The sequence below is a fragment of the Roseomonas acroporae genome, from assembly GCF_023223525.1.
Classification (GTDB): Bacteria; Pseudomonadota; Alphaproteobacteria; order Acetobacterales; family Acetobacteraceae; genus Roseomonas_E; species Roseomonas_E acroporae.
Genome location: NZ_JALPRX010000019.1, coordinates 1 through 14935 on the forward strand (window position 1 = coordinate 1; position 14935 = coordinate 14935).

15 protein-coding genes are annotated in these 14935 nt (G+C 75.0%); 3 read left to right on the forward strand and 12 right to left on the reverse strand.

The window, feature by feature from the left end; genetic code table 11:
* From tatB to M0638_RS05435, 8 genes are all read right to left on the reverse strand, one after another.
* On the reverse strand, positions 1-604 hold a 604-nt coding region (gene tatB / locus M0638_RS05400), incomplete at its 3' end, for a Sec-independent protein translocase protein TatB (RefSeq protein WP_248665942.1).
* Between the two features lie 334 nt (positions 605-938).
* Entirely contained in the window at positions 939-1544 is a 606-nt protein-coding gene (gene scpB, locus M0638_RS05405; RefSeq protein ID WP_282571860.1) for an SMC-Scp complex subunit ScpB, read from the reverse strand.
* A gap of 175 nt (positions 1545-1719) precedes the next feature.
* Complete coding sequence (locus M0638_RS05410; protein ID WP_408902992.1) at positions 1720-2571, reverse strand: segregation and condensation protein A; 852 nt, start codon at positions 2569-2571, stop codon at positions 1720-1722.
* Between the two features lie 28 nt (positions 2572-2599).
* On the reverse strand, positions 2600-3307 hold the full coding sequence (locus M0638_RS05415; protein ID WP_248665944.1) for a site-2 protease family protein: 708 nt from the start codon (positions 3305-3307) through the stop codon (positions 2600-2602).
* Positions 3304-4365 carry a beta-N-acetylhexosaminidase gene (nagZ, locus tag M0638_RS05420; RefSeq protein WP_345892998.1) on the reverse strand — a complete coding sequence of 354 codons (1062 nt, stop codon included), beginning with the start codon at positions 4363-4365 and terminating at the stop codon, positions 3304-3306. The genes M0638_RS05415 and nagZ overlap by 4 nt, the downstream gene beginning before the upstream one ends.
* Positions 4317-5174 carry an SPOR domain-containing protein gene (locus tag M0638_RS29085; RefSeq protein ID WP_248665946.1) on the reverse strand — a complete coding sequence of 286 codons (858 nt, stop codon included), beginning with the start codon at positions 5172-5174 and terminating at the stop codon, positions 4317-4319. Before M0638_RS29085 ends, nagZ begins: the two co-directional genes overlap by 49 nt.
* The gene (argS, locus tag M0638_RS05430; protein WP_248665947.1) at positions 5171-6946 is read right to left on the reverse strand and encodes an arginine--tRNA ligase; all 1776 of its coding nucleotides are present in this window, start codon (positions 6944-6946) and stop codon (positions 5171-5173) included. The genes M0638_RS29085 and argS overlap by 4 nt, the downstream gene beginning before the upstream one ends.
* 216 nt (positions 6947-7162) lie before the next feature.
* Positions 7163-8368 carry a deoxyguanosinetriphosphate triphosphohydrolase gene (locus M0638_RS05435; protein ID WP_248666001.1) on the reverse strand — a complete coding sequence of 402 codons (1206 nt, stop codon included), beginning with the start codon at positions 8366-8368 and terminating at the stop codon, positions 7163-7165.
* 277 nt (positions 8369-8645) lie between these two features.
* Here M0638_RS05435 and fldA point away from each other — a divergent pair, with 277 nt between their 5' ends.
* The 3 genes from fldA (at position 8646) to xth (ending at position 10532) form a co-directional block, all read left to right on the forward strand.
* On the forward strand, positions 8646-9137 hold the full coding sequence (fldA, locus tag M0638_RS05440) for a flavodoxin FldA (RefSeq protein WP_248665948.1): 492 nt from the start codon (positions 8646-8648) through the stop codon (positions 9135-9137).
* A 176-nt stretch (positions 9138-9313) separates the two neighbouring features.
* On the forward strand, positions 9314-9712 hold the full coding sequence (locus tag M0638_RS05445; RefSeq protein ID WP_248665949.1) for a HesB/IscA family protein: 399 nt from the start codon (positions 9314-9316) through the stop codon (positions 9710-9712).
* Between the two features lie 52 nt (positions 9713-9764).
* Positions 9765-10532, forward strand: coding sequence for an exodeoxyribonuclease III (xth, locus tag M0638_RS05450; protein WP_282571865.1), 768 nt, complete (start codon positions 9765-9767; stop codon positions 10530-10532).
* Between the two features lie 130 nt (positions 10533-10662).
* Here xth and M0638_RS05455 read toward each other — a convergent pair whose 3' ends face one another.
* From M0638_RS05455 to M0638_RS05470, 4 genes are all read right to left on the reverse strand, one after another.
* Positions 10663-10803, reverse strand: a complete 141-nt coding sequence (locus tag M0638_RS05455) for a hypothetical protein (RefSeq protein ID WP_248665951.1) — start codon at positions 10801-10803, stop codon at positions 10663-10665.
* Positions 10804-10980: 177 nt separating this feature from the next.
* A complete protein-coding gene (locus M0638_RS05460; RefSeq protein WP_248665952.1) occupies positions 10981-11160 on the reverse strand; it encodes a hypothetical protein in 180 nt (59 codons plus the stop codon).
* Between the two features lie 207 nt (positions 11161-11367).
* Positions 11368-13092 (reverse strand): dihydroxy-acid dehydratase, encoded by a 1725-nt coding sequence (gene ilvD, locus M0638_RS05465; protein WP_248665953.1) that lies wholly within the window; start codon positions 13090-13092, stop codon positions 11368-11370.
* A 318-nt stretch (positions 13093-13410) separates the two neighbouring features.
* On the reverse strand, positions 13411-14832 hold the full coding sequence (locus M0638_RS05470; protein WP_248665954.1) for a DUF2254 domain-containing protein: 1422 nt from the start codon (positions 14830-14832) through the stop codon (positions 13411-13413).
* Positions 14833-14935 lie beyond the last annotated feature (103 nt).

The following is a 14935-nucleotide window of genomic DNA, read 5'->3' on the forward strand; positions in this document are numbered from 1 at the left end:
CGCCGGCCGCCGGCGGGGGAGCGGCCGGCGCCGCCTCGGCGGCAGCGGGCAGCGGTGGCGCGGCGAGGGTGTTCGACGGCTCCGCCGTCACGCCGGGCGGCACGAAGGCGGGCGGCACGAAGGCGGATGGCGGCGGCGCGGGCTCGGGCGACGGGAAGGCCGGCGCCGCGGCGCGCGCGGCGGCGGGCGGGATGAAGGCGGGGGCCGCGGGGGGCGACGCCGGTTCGGCTGGGGTGGCGGCCGGGGCGGCATCGCCGGGGGCGCCGCCGCCCGGATCGGCGATCGGGGTGGTGGCCACGCCGGCCGGGGCGTGGAACGGGTCCTCGGTGAAGCTCTTGCGGAGCGAGCCGTCGTTGTCGACCGTGCGCTCGACGGCGCCCTTGAAGTCGAAATTGCGGATCTCGTTGATCTGGTTCCGCACGTCGTCGAGCTTCGCCTCCCGCACCATCTCGTCCACATGGCCCTGGAACTCGCCAGCCATGCGGCGGGCCTTCTGCACCATGCGCGCGAGGCCGCGTATGGCCCCGGGCATGTCCTTCGGGCCGATGACGACGAGCGCCACCACGGCGATCAAGGCGATCTCTGACCAGGCGAGGTCGAACATAGCTATCCCTCCCCACGGGCTGCGGGGGCGGCCTCCGTTAGCAGGAACCGGTCACGCCGCCAATCGGCGCCCGACGCGCCGCAGGCCGGTCCGCCGTCCCCGGTCCGCCATCCCGGTTCGCCGCTCCTGGGCCGGCGCATCCGGAACGGCGCCGCCGGGGCGGGACATATGGGATGGCGGCGGCGGAACGACGATGGCGGCCGCGCGGCCCGGCGCCGCCTCCCATGCCGCCCGTCGGGCCCGACCCGCGGCCCGGTCTTTCCGGCCCAGCCTTCCGGCCCGGCCTTCCCGGGTCAGCCTTCCGGCCCGGCCTTCCCGGGTCAGCGTTTCCGGCTCAGCGTCCGGGCAGCGCCAGCGAGGCGGGCTGCTCCGGCGCCACCAGCTCCTCCCGGCGGGGCAGGTCGCCCAGGGCGCGCAGGCCGAACTGCTCCAGGAAGCGCGGCGTGGTGCCCCAGAGGCTCGGCCGGCCCGGCACCTCCTTGCGCCCGCGCGGGGCGATCAGCCCCATCTCCAGCAGCGACTCCACCGTCGCCTGCGAGAGGCTGGCGCCGCGTATCTCCTCGATCTCGGCACGGGTGCAGGGCTGGTGGTAGGCGATCACCGCCAGCGTCTCCATCGCCACGCGCGGCAGCCGGCGCGGCGCCTCGACGACGCGGGTCAGCGCCGGGGCGAGGTCGGGCGCGGTGCGGAAGGCCCAGCCGCCGGCCACCTCGACCAGCTCGACGCCCCGGCCCGCGCAGCGCCCGGCCAGGGCCGCGAGCACCGTCTCGGCGGGCAGCACGGCGAGGGACTGCGCCGCCAGCACCTCGCGCAGCCGCGCGGTCGGCACCGGGCGCTCGGCGGCGAAGACCAGCGCCTCGGCCAGCCGCAGCGCCTGCTCGAAGGCGGGCGAGCCGGGGGCGGGCGGGGCCGGCAGCGGCGCGGCCAGCGGGGCAGGCAGCGGCGCGGCCGCATCCACCGCGGCCGGCACGGCGGGATCGGCGCCGGGGGCGGGCGGCGCGGCGTCTCTGCCCGCCCCGCCCGCAGGCGGCGCGACGTCGTCGCCCGCCCCGCCCGCAGGCGGCACGGCGGTGGCCGCCGGTTCCTCGGCCCGCGGCGGCACCCCTTCCCCGCCCTCAGGCGGCGCTTCTATCGCCATCCCTGCCGCCTCCCTCGGCCTCCTCCTCCCCGGGCGTGCGCCGGCGCAGCAGGATCGGCCCGAAGGCGCGGTCCTGGCGCAGCTCCACGCCGCCGCTGCGCGCCAGCTCCAGCCCGGCGATCAGCGTGCTGGCCAGCGCCGCGCGCCGCTCCACCGGGTCCTCGAAGCCGGCCGGCATGAAGCGTTGCAGCACCGCCCAGCTCGGCATCTCGCCCACCGCGCGGGAGAGCCGCGCCAGCGCCTCCTGCACGGACCACAGGCGGCGCTGCTTCGGCTGGTAGGGCCGCCGTGCCAGCGCCCGGCGCCGCGCGGCGGCGTAGGCCTGGAGCAGCGCCGGCAATTCGGCGCGGATGCCGGAGCGGTCCTCCTCGACCAGCCGCTCGGCGCTGCCGCGCGCGAACAGCTCGTGGCCGAGCTGCGGCCGGGCGCCGAGCCAGCGCGCGGCGGCGCGCATCGCCTCCAGCGTCGCCAGCCGGCCGGCCAGGGCGCCGGCCAGCGCCTCGGCATCCTCCTCGGGCTTCTTCTCGTCCTCGGGCAGCAGCAGGCGGGACTTCAGCCAGGCGAGCCAGGCGGCCATCACCAGCCAGTCCGCCGCCACCTCCAGCCGCACCGCCCGCATCCCGTCGATCACGGCGAGGTACTGGTCGACCAGCGCCAGGATCGAGATGCGGGCGATGTCCACCTTCTGCGCCCGCGCGAGGTCGAGCAGCAGGTCGAGCGGCCCCTCGTACCCCTCGAGCCGCAGGTGCAGCACCGGCTGCGTTCCGGGCTGGCCGGCGTGGAGGGGCGTCGCCGCGGGCGGCGCCGGCAGCGAGGCGGCGGCGCTCACCGGCGGCCGCCCCGTGGGAGCGGCGCCTTCACGGCACCGATCCGTTGCCCGAGAGCAGCAGCACCAGCCCGAAGGCCGGCTGCACCAGCCCGCGCAGCAGCCAGCCCAGCGGGTCGAAGCCGTCGATCAGCCGCGGCAGCACGAGGAGGCCGAGCAGCACGATGACGATGCCGGCCCGCTCCAGCCGCGCCACCTGCCGCGCCAGCGGCAGCGGCAGCAGCCCGACCAGGATTCGCCCGCCATCCAGCGGCGGGATCGGCAGCAGGTTGAACAGGCCGAGCACGAGGTTCGCCAGGATGAACAGGGCGATGCCGCGGTAGAGCCAGGCCTGGGTGTCGGCGGCGAGCGAATCGCCCAGCCAGTCCACCGGATGCGCGGCGAGGCCGCCGAGCCAGGCGAGCAGGAAGTTCATCAGCGGCCCGGCCATGGCCACCAGCATCATGCCGCGCCGCGGGTCCTGGAAGCGGAGCGGGTTCACCGGCACCGGCTTGGCCCAGCCGAACATCGCCTCCACGCGGCCGATGGTGAGGAGCTGCACGACCAGCAGGAAGCCGGGCAGCAGGATGGTCCCCACCGGGTCCACGTGGCGCAGCGGGTTGAGGCTGAGCCGCCCCGCCTGCTTCGCCGTGCTGTCGCCGAGCGCCAGCGCCGCGTAGCCGTGCGCCGCCTCGTGCAGGGTCACCGCCAGCACGGTGGCCACCACCGCGGGCAGCAGCTCGGCCAGCCATTGGGTCACGCGGAGGCCGCGAGATGGCGGTCGCGCTCGGCGCGCAGGGCGTCGCGGTCCAGCGGCCGCGCCGCGGCGCGGGCGGCGGCGCGGGCGGCGGCGAGCCGGGACGCGCCGGCCGGCGCGAGCGGCGGGCAGCCGCGCAGCACCGCCGCCGTCTCCTCCGGCACGCCGGTGCAGTGGAGCACGAGGTCGCAGCCCGCCGCGATCGCCTCGGCGGCGAGCGCGCCGGGGTCGCCGGCCAGCGCCTTCATGGCGAGGTCGTCGCTGACCAGCACGCCGTCGAAGCCGATCCGGCCGCGGATCACCTCGCCGATGACCGTGGGCGAGAGCGTCGCCGGCCGGCGCGGGTCCAGCGATTCGTAGAGGATGTGCGCCGTCATCGCCCAGGCGGCGCGGCCGGGATCGGCCGCCAGCGCCGCGAACGGGGCGAAGTCCGCCGCCAGCGCCGCGGGCGGGTCGGCGACTCGCGGCAGCTCCAGGTGGCTGTCGGCGGCGGCGCGGCCATGGCCGGGGATGTGCTTGACCACGGGCGTGACGCCGGCCGCCAGGAGCCCCTCGCACCAGGCGCGGCCGAGCCGCGCCACCTCCGCCGGCCGCTCCGAGAAGGCGCGGTCGCCGATGATGCCGTGCGCGCCGGGCAGGCGCAGGTCCAGCACCGGCGCGCAGACCACGTCGATGCCGGCGGCCGCGCAGTCCAGCCCGATCAGCGCCGCGTTGGCGCGCGCCGCTTCCGCCGGACCGTCCTCGAAGCGGGCGGCGGCGGGATGGGCGGGCCAGTGCGGCGGGCGCAGCCGGGCGACGCGGCCGCCTTCCTGGTCGATCAGGATCGGCGCCGAGTCGCCGAGCACCGCCCGCAGCGCGTCGCACAGGGCGCGAAGCTGCGCCGGGTGCTCGACGTTGCGCGCGAACAGGATGGCGCCGGCCGGCGGCGCGGCCTGGAACAGGGCCACCTCCGCCGCCGAGAGCGCCGGGCCGGCGATGCCGACGACCGCCGCCCGGGGGTGGGCGGGCGTGCTCAGGGGATCACCGAGCAGGCACCGCCCCTGGACCGCACCTGCTCGCAGGCGGCGCGACCGGCGGCGGCGTCGGCGAAGCCGCCGGCACGCAGCCGCCAGAGGGTGGGCTGGCCCTCCCGCTCCAGCCGCGTGATGGCCGGGCGACGCCCGCCGAGAAGCTCCGGCAGCCGGCCCGAGAGCTTGGCCCACTCGCCGCGCGCCGCCTCCTCGGAGTTCAGCGCCCCGAGCTGGATGTGCACGCGGCCGCCGGGCGTGGGCGCCGTGGCGGCGGGTGCGGCCGCCGGCGCGGGACCGGCTGGTGCGGGACCGGCTGGTGCGGGGCTGGCGGGTGCGGGGCTGGCGGGCGAGATGCCGGCCGGCACGGGGCTGGCCGGCACGAGGCTGGCGGGCGCGGGCGCCTGGCCGGCGGCGAGGGCCGGCGGCTCGGCGGCCGGGGCCGCCGCCATGGCGGGCGGCGCGACCGGCCCGGGCGTCACGGCCGGCGTCGCGGGAATCTGGGGCGCCGCCACCTGGGGCGCGAATTGCGCGCGCAGCCGATCGATCTGCGGCAGCTCGGGCTCGGGCGCCATGCCGCGCGGCACGGGCGCGGCGTCGCGCGGGCGCCGGTCGTAGATGATCTCGTCCTGGTTGGCGACGCGCAGCCCGCCCGGGTCCTCCGGGCGGATCTTGAGCGGGCGCGGATCGGCCTCGATCACGCGCACGCCGTCGCCGCCGCCATGGCCGCCGGCGAGACCCCAGACGGCAAGGCCGCCGACCGCGACCAGGCCCAGAACGCCGCCGGCGATCCCGATCAGGCGCCAGGGCGGCCCACCGGGTTCCGGACGGACCCGATAGGACGGAATCAGAACATCGCTCACCGCATCTCCTCGACCGGCTCGACCCCCATGACCGCGAGGCCGGATCGGATCACCGCTGCCGTGGCCCCCACCAGCGCCAGCCGCGCCCGCGTCGCCGCGGGTTCCTCCGTCCGGATGAAGCGCAAGGTCGAATCCTCGCGCCCACGGTTCCAGAGTATGTGAAAATCGCTCGCCAAGTCATGGAGAAAGAAGGCGATGCGGTGCGGCTCGCGCGCCGCCGCCGCCGCCTCCACGGTGCGTGGCCAGGCGAGGATGCGCCGGAGCAGCGCCAGCTCCGCCGGATCGGTCAGGGAATCGAGCGGCGCCTCGGCCAGCGACCCGGCCGAGGGGTCCTCCACCTGCCGCAGCACGGAGCGGCAGCGCGCATGCGCGTACTGCACGTAGAAGACCGGGTTCTCGCGCGACTGCTCCACCACCTTGTCGAGGTCGAATTCCATCTGCGCGTCGGACTTGCGGGTCAGCATGGTGAAGCGCACCGCGTCGCGCCCCACCTCGTCGATCAGGTCGCGCAGCGTGATGTAGGTGCCGGCGCGCTTGCTCATCCGCACCGGCTGGCCGTCCTTCAGCACGTGCACGATCTGGCAGAGCACCACCTCCAGCGGCACCTGCCCGTCGGTCAGCGCCTTCACGGCGGCCTGCATGCGCGGCACGTAGCCGCCATGGTCGGCGCCCCAGACGTCGATCAGCGCCTGCTCGCCGCGCGCCACCTTGTCGGCGTGGCAGGCGATGTCGTTGGCGAAGTAGGTGTTGGAGCCGTCCGACTTGCGCAGCGGCCGGTCCACGTCGTCGCCGAACCGCGTGGCGCGGAACAGGGTCTGCGGCCGCGCCTCCCAGTCCTCGGGCAGCTTGCCCTTGGGCGGCTCCAGCACGCCCTCGTAGATCAGCCCCTTGGCGTCGAGCGTGGCGATGGCGCGCGCCACGGCGCCGTCCGCCACCAGCGCGCGCTCGGAGAGGAACACGTCCTGCGCCACGCCGAGCGCCGCGAGGTCCTCGCGGATCGAGACCATCATCGCGGCGACGGCGAATTCGCGCACCGTGTCGAGCCAGAGCGAGGGGTCGGCGAAGCCCGCCCCGGGCGCCGCGTAGCGGTCGCCGAAGCGGTCGCGCAGCGCCTCGCCCACCGGGATCAGGTACTCGCCCCGGTACTGCAGGCCGCCCGGCACCATGGCGGCGTATTCCTCCTCGGTCAGCGTCGTGCCGAGCGCCTGGAGGTAGCGCCAGTAGGCGGCGTAGGCGAGCGCCTGCACCTGCGCCCCGGCATCGTTGACGTAGTACTCCTTGGTGACGGCCCAGCCGGCCTTGGCCAGCAGGTTGGCGAGCGCGTCGCCCACCACGGCGCCGCGGCAATGGCCGACATGCATCGGCCCGGTCGGGTTGGCCGAGACGTACTCGACATTCACCCGCACCCCGCCGCCGAGGCTGGAATTGCCGTAGTCATTCCCCGCCAGCAGCACCTCCGGCAGCCGGGCGCGCAGGAAATCCTCGCGCAGGCGCAGGTTGACGAAGCCGGGGCCAGCCGGGGCAGCGCTCTCCACCTCGGGCAGCGCCGAGAGCTTCTCCGCCAGGGCGGCGGCCAGCTTCGGCGGCGCCTGCCGCGCGGCCTTGGCCACCACCAGCGCCGCGTTGGTCGCCATGTCGCCATGCGCCGGGTCGCGCGGCGGCTCCATCTGCACGCGCGCCAGCGCCTCCTCGGGCAGTTCGGGCAGCAATTCGCGCAGCGCCGCGAGGACGGGAAGGCGCAGCGTGGCGAAGATGTTCTCGGAAGCGGTCATCGGCGGAGCTTTCGTAGGCGGCCCGCCGCGGGGCGGCGGGAAGTCGGGGCGGCGATGTTGCACGGCGGAAGGCGGCGGCCAAAGGGGCGCCCGATGGCGGAAGGATGGCGGGGTCCCCGGGCGGAGCCCCGACCGGAAACCCGGGCGGAACCCTGGCCGCGACCCTGGCCGCAACCCCGGGCGGACCCGTCGCCGGATCCCCGGCCGGGCCGGGCCTCAGCCGGGCACGTTCGGGTCGGTCAGGCGCCGGTGCTCCTCCAGGGCGAAGCGGTCGGTCATGCCCGCGATGTAGTCGCAGACGACCTGCGCCGCCAGCGGGCTGCCCGCCTCCCCCGCCCGCTCGCGCCAGTCGTCGGGCAGCATCTGCGGGCCGCCATGCAGCAGGGAGAACAGCACCTGGGTCACGCGCTTGACCTTCTGCGTCGTCCGGTTCACGCGCCAGTGGCGGTACATGCGGGTGAACAGGAAGTCCCGCACCGCCTGGTTCATCGCCGCCATGCGGGGCGAGAAGGCGATCACCGGCGCCCCGGCGGCGCGGATGTCGTCCACCGAGCGCGGCGCCAGGGCGGTGATGCGCCGCCCCGCCTCGCTCACCACGTCCTCGATCATCAGGCTGATGACGCGCCGGATCGTCTCGGCGGCCAGCCTTTCCCGGGCCGGCCGCCCCGGCTCCGGCCAGTCGCCCCGGGCCAGCGCCATCTCGTGCGCCATGCCGATCAGCGGCAGCGACGCCGCCTCCTCCATGGTGAACAGGCGCGCCCGCAGCCCGTCGTCGAGGTCGTGGTTGTTGTAGGCGATGTCGTCGGCGATCGCCGCCGCCTGCGCCTCGGCCGAGGCGTGGCTGGCGAGGTCGAGCGGGTGCAGGCGGTCGTACTCGGCGATGTAGGGGGTGGGCCGGCGCAGCGGCCCGTTGTGCTTCGCCAGCCCCTCCAAAGTCTCCCAGGTCAGGTTCAGCCCGTCGAAGCCGGCGTAGCGCGCCTCCAGCCGGGTGACGGCCTTGAGGCTCTGCGCGTTGTGGTCGAAGCCGCCATAGGGGCGCATGAAGGCGTTCAGCGCCTCCTCGCCCGCATGGCCGAAGGGCGGGTGGCCGAGGTCGTGCGCCAGGGCCAGCGCCTCGGCCAGGTCCTCGTCGAGGCGCAGCCGGCGGGCGATGGAGCGGGCGATCTGCGCCACCTCGATCGAATGGGTCAGCCGGGTCCGGAAGTGGTCGCCCTCGTGGTAGACGAAGACCTGCGTCTTGTACTGGAGCCGCCGGAAGGCGGTGCTGTGGATGATGCGGTCGCGGTCCCGCCCGAAGGGGGAGCGCGCGTCGCCGCCCGGCTCCCGGTGCAGCCGCCCGCGCGAGGTCTCGGCGCGCACCGCCCAGGGGGCGAGCGCGTGGCCGGGCGGGGGCGCGGGCGACGCCGGGTCGGCGGCGCGCATCTGCTGGTCAGCCGGGTCCATGCCGGAGGGGCCTGCGCTGCATGGCGCGGGCCTTACCACCGCGCTCGCCGGGGTCGCAACCGCGGGCCGGCGGCGGGGACGACCCCGCGGCTTCCTGCCGGGCGCCACCCTTCCGGCACGAATCGGCGGCGCCGTCCTTGCGCTGGATCAATGCGATTCACTCGCAGTTTCATTTTTACTGCGACGCAGCAATTCGGGCGGAGGCCCTCACCGACCCATCCGAATGGCCCTTCGGCGAACAGGAGCATGTCATCCCATGAGCGTCACGGTCATCTACGGGTCGGACGGCGGCTGCACCCGCAAGATCGCGAAGCGGATCAACGGCAAGGTCGGCGGTACGCTGCTCGACATCAAGAAGGCGCAGCGCGCCGACTTCGAGAACGCCTCGCTGCTGATCCTCGGCTGCCCCACCTATGGCGGGGGTGACCTGCAGACCGACTGGGAGGCGCGGGTCGACGTGCTGCGCGAGGCGAACCTCGCCGGCCGCAAGGTGGCGCTGTTCGGCACCGGCGACCAGGTGAACTACCCGGACAGCTTCATCGACGCGATCGGCATCCTCTACGACATCGTGGTGGAGCGCGGTGCCCGCGTGGTCGGCTTCACCGACACGGAGGGCTACGACTTCACCGGCTCGGCGGCGCTGCGCGACGACCGCTTCGTCGGCCTCGCCCTCGACGAGGACAACCAGGCCAACAGGACGGAGAAGCGCCTGGCGGCCTGGCTCGAGCTGATCTCGCGCCAGGACTGAGCCGGCCGGCACCCGCCGGGGCGGGAGGCCCTGCGACGGCCCCTCCCCGCCCCTCCCCGCCGGGCCGGATGGACACGCCGGATGGACACGCCGGCCGGACGCCGCGGCGTCCGGCCGGCATGCGGTGGAACCCGGCCGCCACCTTGCCTATGTTGCGGGCAAGGAGTCTTCCAGCGATGCCAGACGGAACCGTCAACTCCGGCGCCACCACGCCCGGAACCACCGATCGAGGGGCCACCGGCCCCGCCCCCTTCCAGGTGACCGGGCGTGCCGCCGCGCAGGTGGCCGAGATCGCCGCGCGCGAGGGCCGGCCCGGGGCGGGGCTGCGAGTCGGCGTCTCCGCCGGCGGCTGCTCGGGCTTCCAGTACACCTTCGCCCTGGAGGACGCGGCGCAACCGGACGACCTGGTGATCGAGGCGCCGCCGGTGCGGGTCTTCGTCGATCCCGTCTCGCTCGACCTGCTGGCCGGCTCGGAGCTGGACTGGGCGGACGAGCTGATCGGCGCCCACTTCACCGTGCGCAACCCGCAGGCCGTGTCCGGCTGCGGCTGCGGCGCCTCCTTCTCGATCGGCTGAACCGGCCGTGACCGACGCGGTGCCCGACGGCGCGGCGGCGCCGCGCGGCGGCCTGCGCCTCGCCAGCTTCAACGTCAACTCGGTGCGCCGGCGCGTGCCGCACCTGCTCGACTTCCTCGGCCGCGTCTCGCCGGACCTGCTCTTCCTGCAGGAGACCAAGTGCCAGGCGGCGGAATTCCCGGCGCTGGAGATCGAGGCCCTCGGCTACCGCGTCCACGCGGTCGGGCAGCGCGGCGGCCGCAACGGCGTCGCGGTCCTGGGGCGCGTTCCCTTCGAGGTGGTGGCCGATTCCCTGCCGGGCGACGAGGCCGATGCGCAGGCCCGCTACGTCGAGGTCGAGGCGGCCGGCATCCGCGCCGCCGGCATCTACCTGCCCAACGGCAATTCCGGCGGCGACGAGGGCTACGGCTACAAGCTCGCCTGGATGGAGCGCCTCGCGGCGCAGCTGCGGCGCCGGCTGGACGCGTTCCTGCCCTTCGCGGTGCTCGGCGACTACAATGTCTGCCCGGCGGAGCACGATCTGGCGCCCGGCAGCCTGCCCCCCACCGACGCGCTGGTACGGCCGGAGACGCGGGCGCGCTGGCGGGCGCTGCTGCACCTCGGCATGACCGATGCGCTGCGCGCGCTGCACCCGGTCGAGCGAATCTACACCTACTGGGACTACGGCCCCGCCTTCGAGGGCAATCGCGGCCTGCGCATCGACCACGCATTGCTGAGCCCGGAGCTCTCGGAGCGCCTTTCCCGTTTCGAGGTGGACACGCGCACGCGCGCCTCGGAGCAGCCGAGCGACCACGCGCCGGTGTGGCTCGACCTCGCCTGATCTCGGCCGGCGCGAGCCCTGCTCCGCGTTCGGACCGCGAGGCTAACCTGGCTTCCGTCCGGCGGCCCCTGCCGGATGGCGGCGCATCACCGCCCTCCGCCCCGCAAACGTGCCTCGGCGGCCTGAGCCGTCAGCGCGGGTGGCGGCGAACCCGGACCGGGACGCGCCGGGGCGTCGGCTGCCGGCCAGCGGCAAGTCCGATCGCCGCGATGCCGGCGGCACCCAGCACGGCGATCAGCACCGACGGGTCCAGGAACAGGGTTGACGCCATCATCTTCATCCCTCGGCACGCGGGCCGTCGGAGCAGGAGCGGATCAGGCGATCATGCTCCCCCTTCGGGGCCGCAAGCAACAGAAACGGCCTGGAATCTCATGGCCGTCGCCATGCCTCCTCAACACCCCCGTCCCGCGAGCCGTTCGTGGCCGTCCGGCACACGATCGCGCGCGCCCTACCAGTACCGGTAATAGGGACGCGGCGCGTAGTAGTAGCCGTAGGGCCGGTAGTACGGCCTGTAGTAGGGGCGGGGCCCGTAGTAGCCGGGCGCCGGCGCGACCACGCAGCCGCCCAGCCCCACCGCCAGCCCGGCGCCGGCGACCGCCATCAGCAGGATGTTTCGAAGGCGACGCATCTGATCCTCTCCCGGGCGCCGAAGGCCGTGGCGCCTGTTTCCGGCGGGAAGGCAAACGCCCGATCGGCCCGGAAGTGGCGAGCGGTCGCCGGCCTCCAAGGCGGCGGGCGGCCGCCGCACCGCGCCGCCCTGGTTCGGCCCCCAGGTCGGCCCCCCAGGTCGGCCCCAGGTCGGCCAAAGCCCCGCCGCGTGGCGGGGCCGCCGGCCCTACTGGTCGGCGTACATGTGGGTCTCGGCCGCGGCGCCCGGCTGGGTGACGGCGCCGAGATGGGCGGGGCCCACGGTCTGCGCGTACTTCCACAGCGCGCCGGAATTGTAGTCGGTCCGGCGCGGCTTCCACGCGGCGCGTCGGGCGGCCCATTCCTCGTCGGAGAGCAGCGCGTCGATCGTGCCCTTCTCGGCGTCGATCACGATGCGGTCGCCGTTCCGCAGCAGGCCGATCGGCCCGCCCACCGCCGCCTCGGGCCCGACATGGCCGATGCAGAAGCCGCGCGTGGCGCCGGAGAAGCGGCCATCGGTGATCAGCGCCACCTCCTCGCCCATGCCCTGGCCGTAGATCGCGGCCGTGGTCGAGAGCATCTCGCGCATGCCCGGGCCGCCCTTCGGGCCCTCGTAGCGGATGACGATGATGTCGCCCTTCTTGTACGCGCGCTGCTCGACGGCGGCGAAGGCATCCTCCTCGCAGTCGAAGCAAAGCGCCGTGCCCTCGAAGCGCAGCGTCTTCATGCCGGCGATCTTCACGATGCCGCCCTCGGGGGCGAGGTTGCCCTTCAGCCCGACCACGCCGCCGGTCTTCGAGAGCGCGCGGCTCACCGGGTAGATCACGTCCTGGTCGGTCGGGAACACCACGTCCTTGTGGTTCTCGGCCAGCGTCTTGCCCGTGACCGTCAGGCAGTCGCCGTGCAGCAGCCCGGCATCGAGCAGCGCCTTGATGAGCACCGGGATGCCGCCGACCTTGTACACGTCGTAGGCCACGTACTTCCCGCCCGGCTTGAGGTCGGCGATGTAGGGCGTGCGGCGCATGATCTCCACCACGTCGTCCATGGTGAAGCGGATGCCCGCCTCGTTGGCCATGGCCGGCAGGTGCAGCCCGGCATTGGTGGAGCCGCCGGTGGCGCCCACCACCACCGCCGCGTTCTCCAGCGCCTTGCGCGTGACGATGTCGCGCGGGCGGATGTTGCGGCGGATCAGCTCCATCACCGCCTTGCCCGACTCCACGGCCCAGCGGTCGCGGTCCTCGTAGGGCGCCGGCGCGCCGGCGGAGAAGGGCAGCGCCAGGCCGATCGCCTCGCTCACCGTCGCCATGGTGTTGGCGGTGAACTGACCGCCGCAGGCGCCGGCCGAGGGGCAGGCCACGCATTCCAGCGCGTGCAGGTCCTCGTCCGACATGTTGCCGGCGGCGTGCTGGCCGACCGCCTCGAACACGTCCACCACGGTCACGTCCTTGCCCTTGAACTTCCCGGGCAGGATCGAGCCGCCATACATGAACACGCTCGGCACGTTCAGGCGCAGCATCGCCATCATCATGCCCGGCAGCGACTTGTCGCAGCCCGCGAGGCCCACCATCGCGTCGTAGCAGTGGCCGCGCATGGTCAGCTCGACGCTGTCGGCGATGATCTCGCGGCTGACCAGCGAGGACTTCATGCCCTGGTGGCCCATGGCGATGCCGTCGGTCACCGTGATGGTGGTGAACTCGCGCGGCGTGCCGCCGGACTCCGAGACGCCCTTCTTGACGCTCTGCGCCTGCCGGTTCAGCGCGATGTTGCAGGGCGCCGCCTCGTTCCAGCAGGTGGCGACGCCGACGAAGGGCTGGTCGATCTCCTGTTCGGTCAGGCCCATCGCGTAGTAGTAGGAGCGGTGCGGCGCGCGCTCCGGCCCGACGGTGACGTGGCGGCTCGGCAGACGCGACTTGTCCCAGACCTGGTCGGCCATGGCATTTCCCCTGCGATCGGCGCGGGGTCGGTGCGGCGGCGGCCTGATCGCGTCAGGTCGGGACCGGGCCGGCTCCCTGCTTGTCGTGCGTGGCGGTCCCCGGTCGGAAATGGCCGGGGCTGCATCGCTCTATCGCGCAACTGCCGGGACTCGGCAACCGGCGGGGAAGGGCTCCGCCCTCCCCGAACCCCGCCTTGCCAATGGGGAGGGCTCCGCCCTCCCCGAACCCCGCCTTGCCAATGGGGAGGGCTCCGCCCTCCCCGAACCCCACCGGCCAGGGAGGGCGCCGCCCTCCCTGGAACCCACCCGCCAGGAACCTCAGGTTCCTGGACCTCCGCCGGCGTTCTGCGGCCGCGACGTCGAAACGCGCGAGGCCTGGGAACCGAACGGGGGTTCCAAGGGGGTTTCGCCCCTTGGTGGGGTTCCAAGGGGCGACGCCCCTTGGCGGGGGTCGCAGGGGGCGAAGCCCCCCGCAACCCCCGCGCACGCCTCCAGATCGGCCAGCCCGGCCGGGTCCTTCACCTCCCGCCGCCCGGCCTCCAGCGCCAGCACGGCGTGCCGCCGCAGCGTCGCCCGCCGGGCCGGATCGTGCTCCACCTCCCCGACCTGCCGCAGCACCGAGACGAGCCGGATCAGCACGGCGGCCGAGCCCGCCCCGTTCTGGCGGATCATGTGGAACATCGCGTCGCACAGCCCGTCATAGTCGGTGACGCGCCGCCACAGCACCGGCCGGTCGTCGCGTCGCAGCACCGGCTCGGGCAGGCGGCGCGACGCCACCGCGCAGAGCGCGGCGCCGAGCCGGTCGATCACCGCGATGGCGGTGAACGGGTCGTTGATGCCGGGGGACAGCGCCCGCACCCCGACCTCGACGAGCTGGCGCACGGCGAATTCCAGGTCCTGCGCCGCCGCCTGCCGGTCGCCCACCGAGGCCGCGCCCGCGAAGGCGGCCGTGGCGGCCTCCGTCTCCTCCGCCGGCCCGTGCAGCAGCGCGACGATGCCGCCCGGCAGCAGGTAGTCGCCGGGCCGCACGCGCAGCACCAGCCGCGCCCCCTGCGCCGCCGCCCAGTCGGCCAGTCCGGGCTCGTCGAGGCCGCGCAGGTAGCCGCTGCCCGCGAAGCGCACCGCATGGCCGCCGGACGGCGCGTCGGGCGCCGGGGCCGCCTCCGTCCCGGCCGCCGGCAGGGTGGCGATGGTGGCGCACAGCTCGTCGTGCACCAGCCCGATCACCGTCTCGACGTTGATGCCGCTGGCGACGTGGTGGACGAACCAGACCAGCGCCGCGACGCAGAGCAGCGCGAGCCCCACCGCCAGGGTGACGGCGAGGTGCGGGACGAAGCTGCCCTCCTCCACCGCGCGCACCGTGCGCAGCACCACCAGCGCGTTGGCGAAGGTGCCGAGGAAGATGCCGAGCACCACTTGGTTGCCGGCGTCGCGCGTGAAGTTGCGCAGCAGGCGCGGGCCCATCTGGCCGGAGGCGAGCGACAGCGCCGCGACCGTGATCGAGAACACCGTGCCCGCGACGCCGATCGAGGCGGTGGCGATGGCGCCCAGCAGCGCCCGCGCCCCCGACTCGCCGCCGGCGTAGATCCAGCCCGCCTCGGCCCAGCCGGTCGGCAGGCCGGCATGCTCCACCCGGATCGCCGCCTCGCCGAGCAGGATGCCGAGCAGCACCAGCAGGGCGGGGCGCAGCCAGAAGATGTCGCCCAGCCCCTCGATCCAGCCGCGCAGGCGCCCGCTCACCGCCCGCCCCTCGCCCGATGCGCGTCGGCCCCGTGCCCGGCCGCCCGGCCCGCGTCATCCGCCATGCCCCACCCCTCTCTCCCGTCCGCCGACCAACGCGGCA

What these genes read in the sequence shown, in the direction of transcription:
- argS (WP_248665947.1), bottom strand. Translation starts at nt 6,946, where the DNA reads ATGACCGCTTCCGAGAACATCTTCGCCACGCTGCGCCTTCCCGTCCTC.
- M0638_RS05435 (WP_248666001.1), bottom strand. Translation starts at nt 8,368, where the DNA reads ATGCGCGCCGCCGACCCGGCGTCGCCCGCGCCCCCGCCCGGCCACGCG.
- fldA (WP_248665948.1), top strand. Translation starts at nt 8,646, where the DNA reads ATGAGCGTCACGGTCATCTACGGGTCGGACGGCGGCTGCACCCGCAAG.
- M0638_RS05445 (WP_248665949.1), top strand. Translation starts at nt 9,314, where the DNA reads ATGCCAGACGGAACCGTCAACTCCGGCGCCACCACGCCCGGAACCACC.
- M0638_RS05455 (WP_248665951.1), bottom strand. Translation starts at nt 10,803, where the DNA reads ATGGCGTCAACCCTGTTCCTGGACCCGTCGGTGCTGATCGCCGTGCTG.
- M0638_RS05460 (WP_248665952.1), bottom strand. Translation starts at nt 11,160, where the DNA reads ATGCGTCGCCTTCGAAACATCCTGCTGATGGCGGTCGCCGGCGCCGGG.
- ilvD (WP_248665953.1), bottom strand. Translation starts at nt 13,092, where the DNA reads ATGGCCGACCAGGTCTGGGACAAGTCGCGTCTGCCGAGCCGCCACGTC.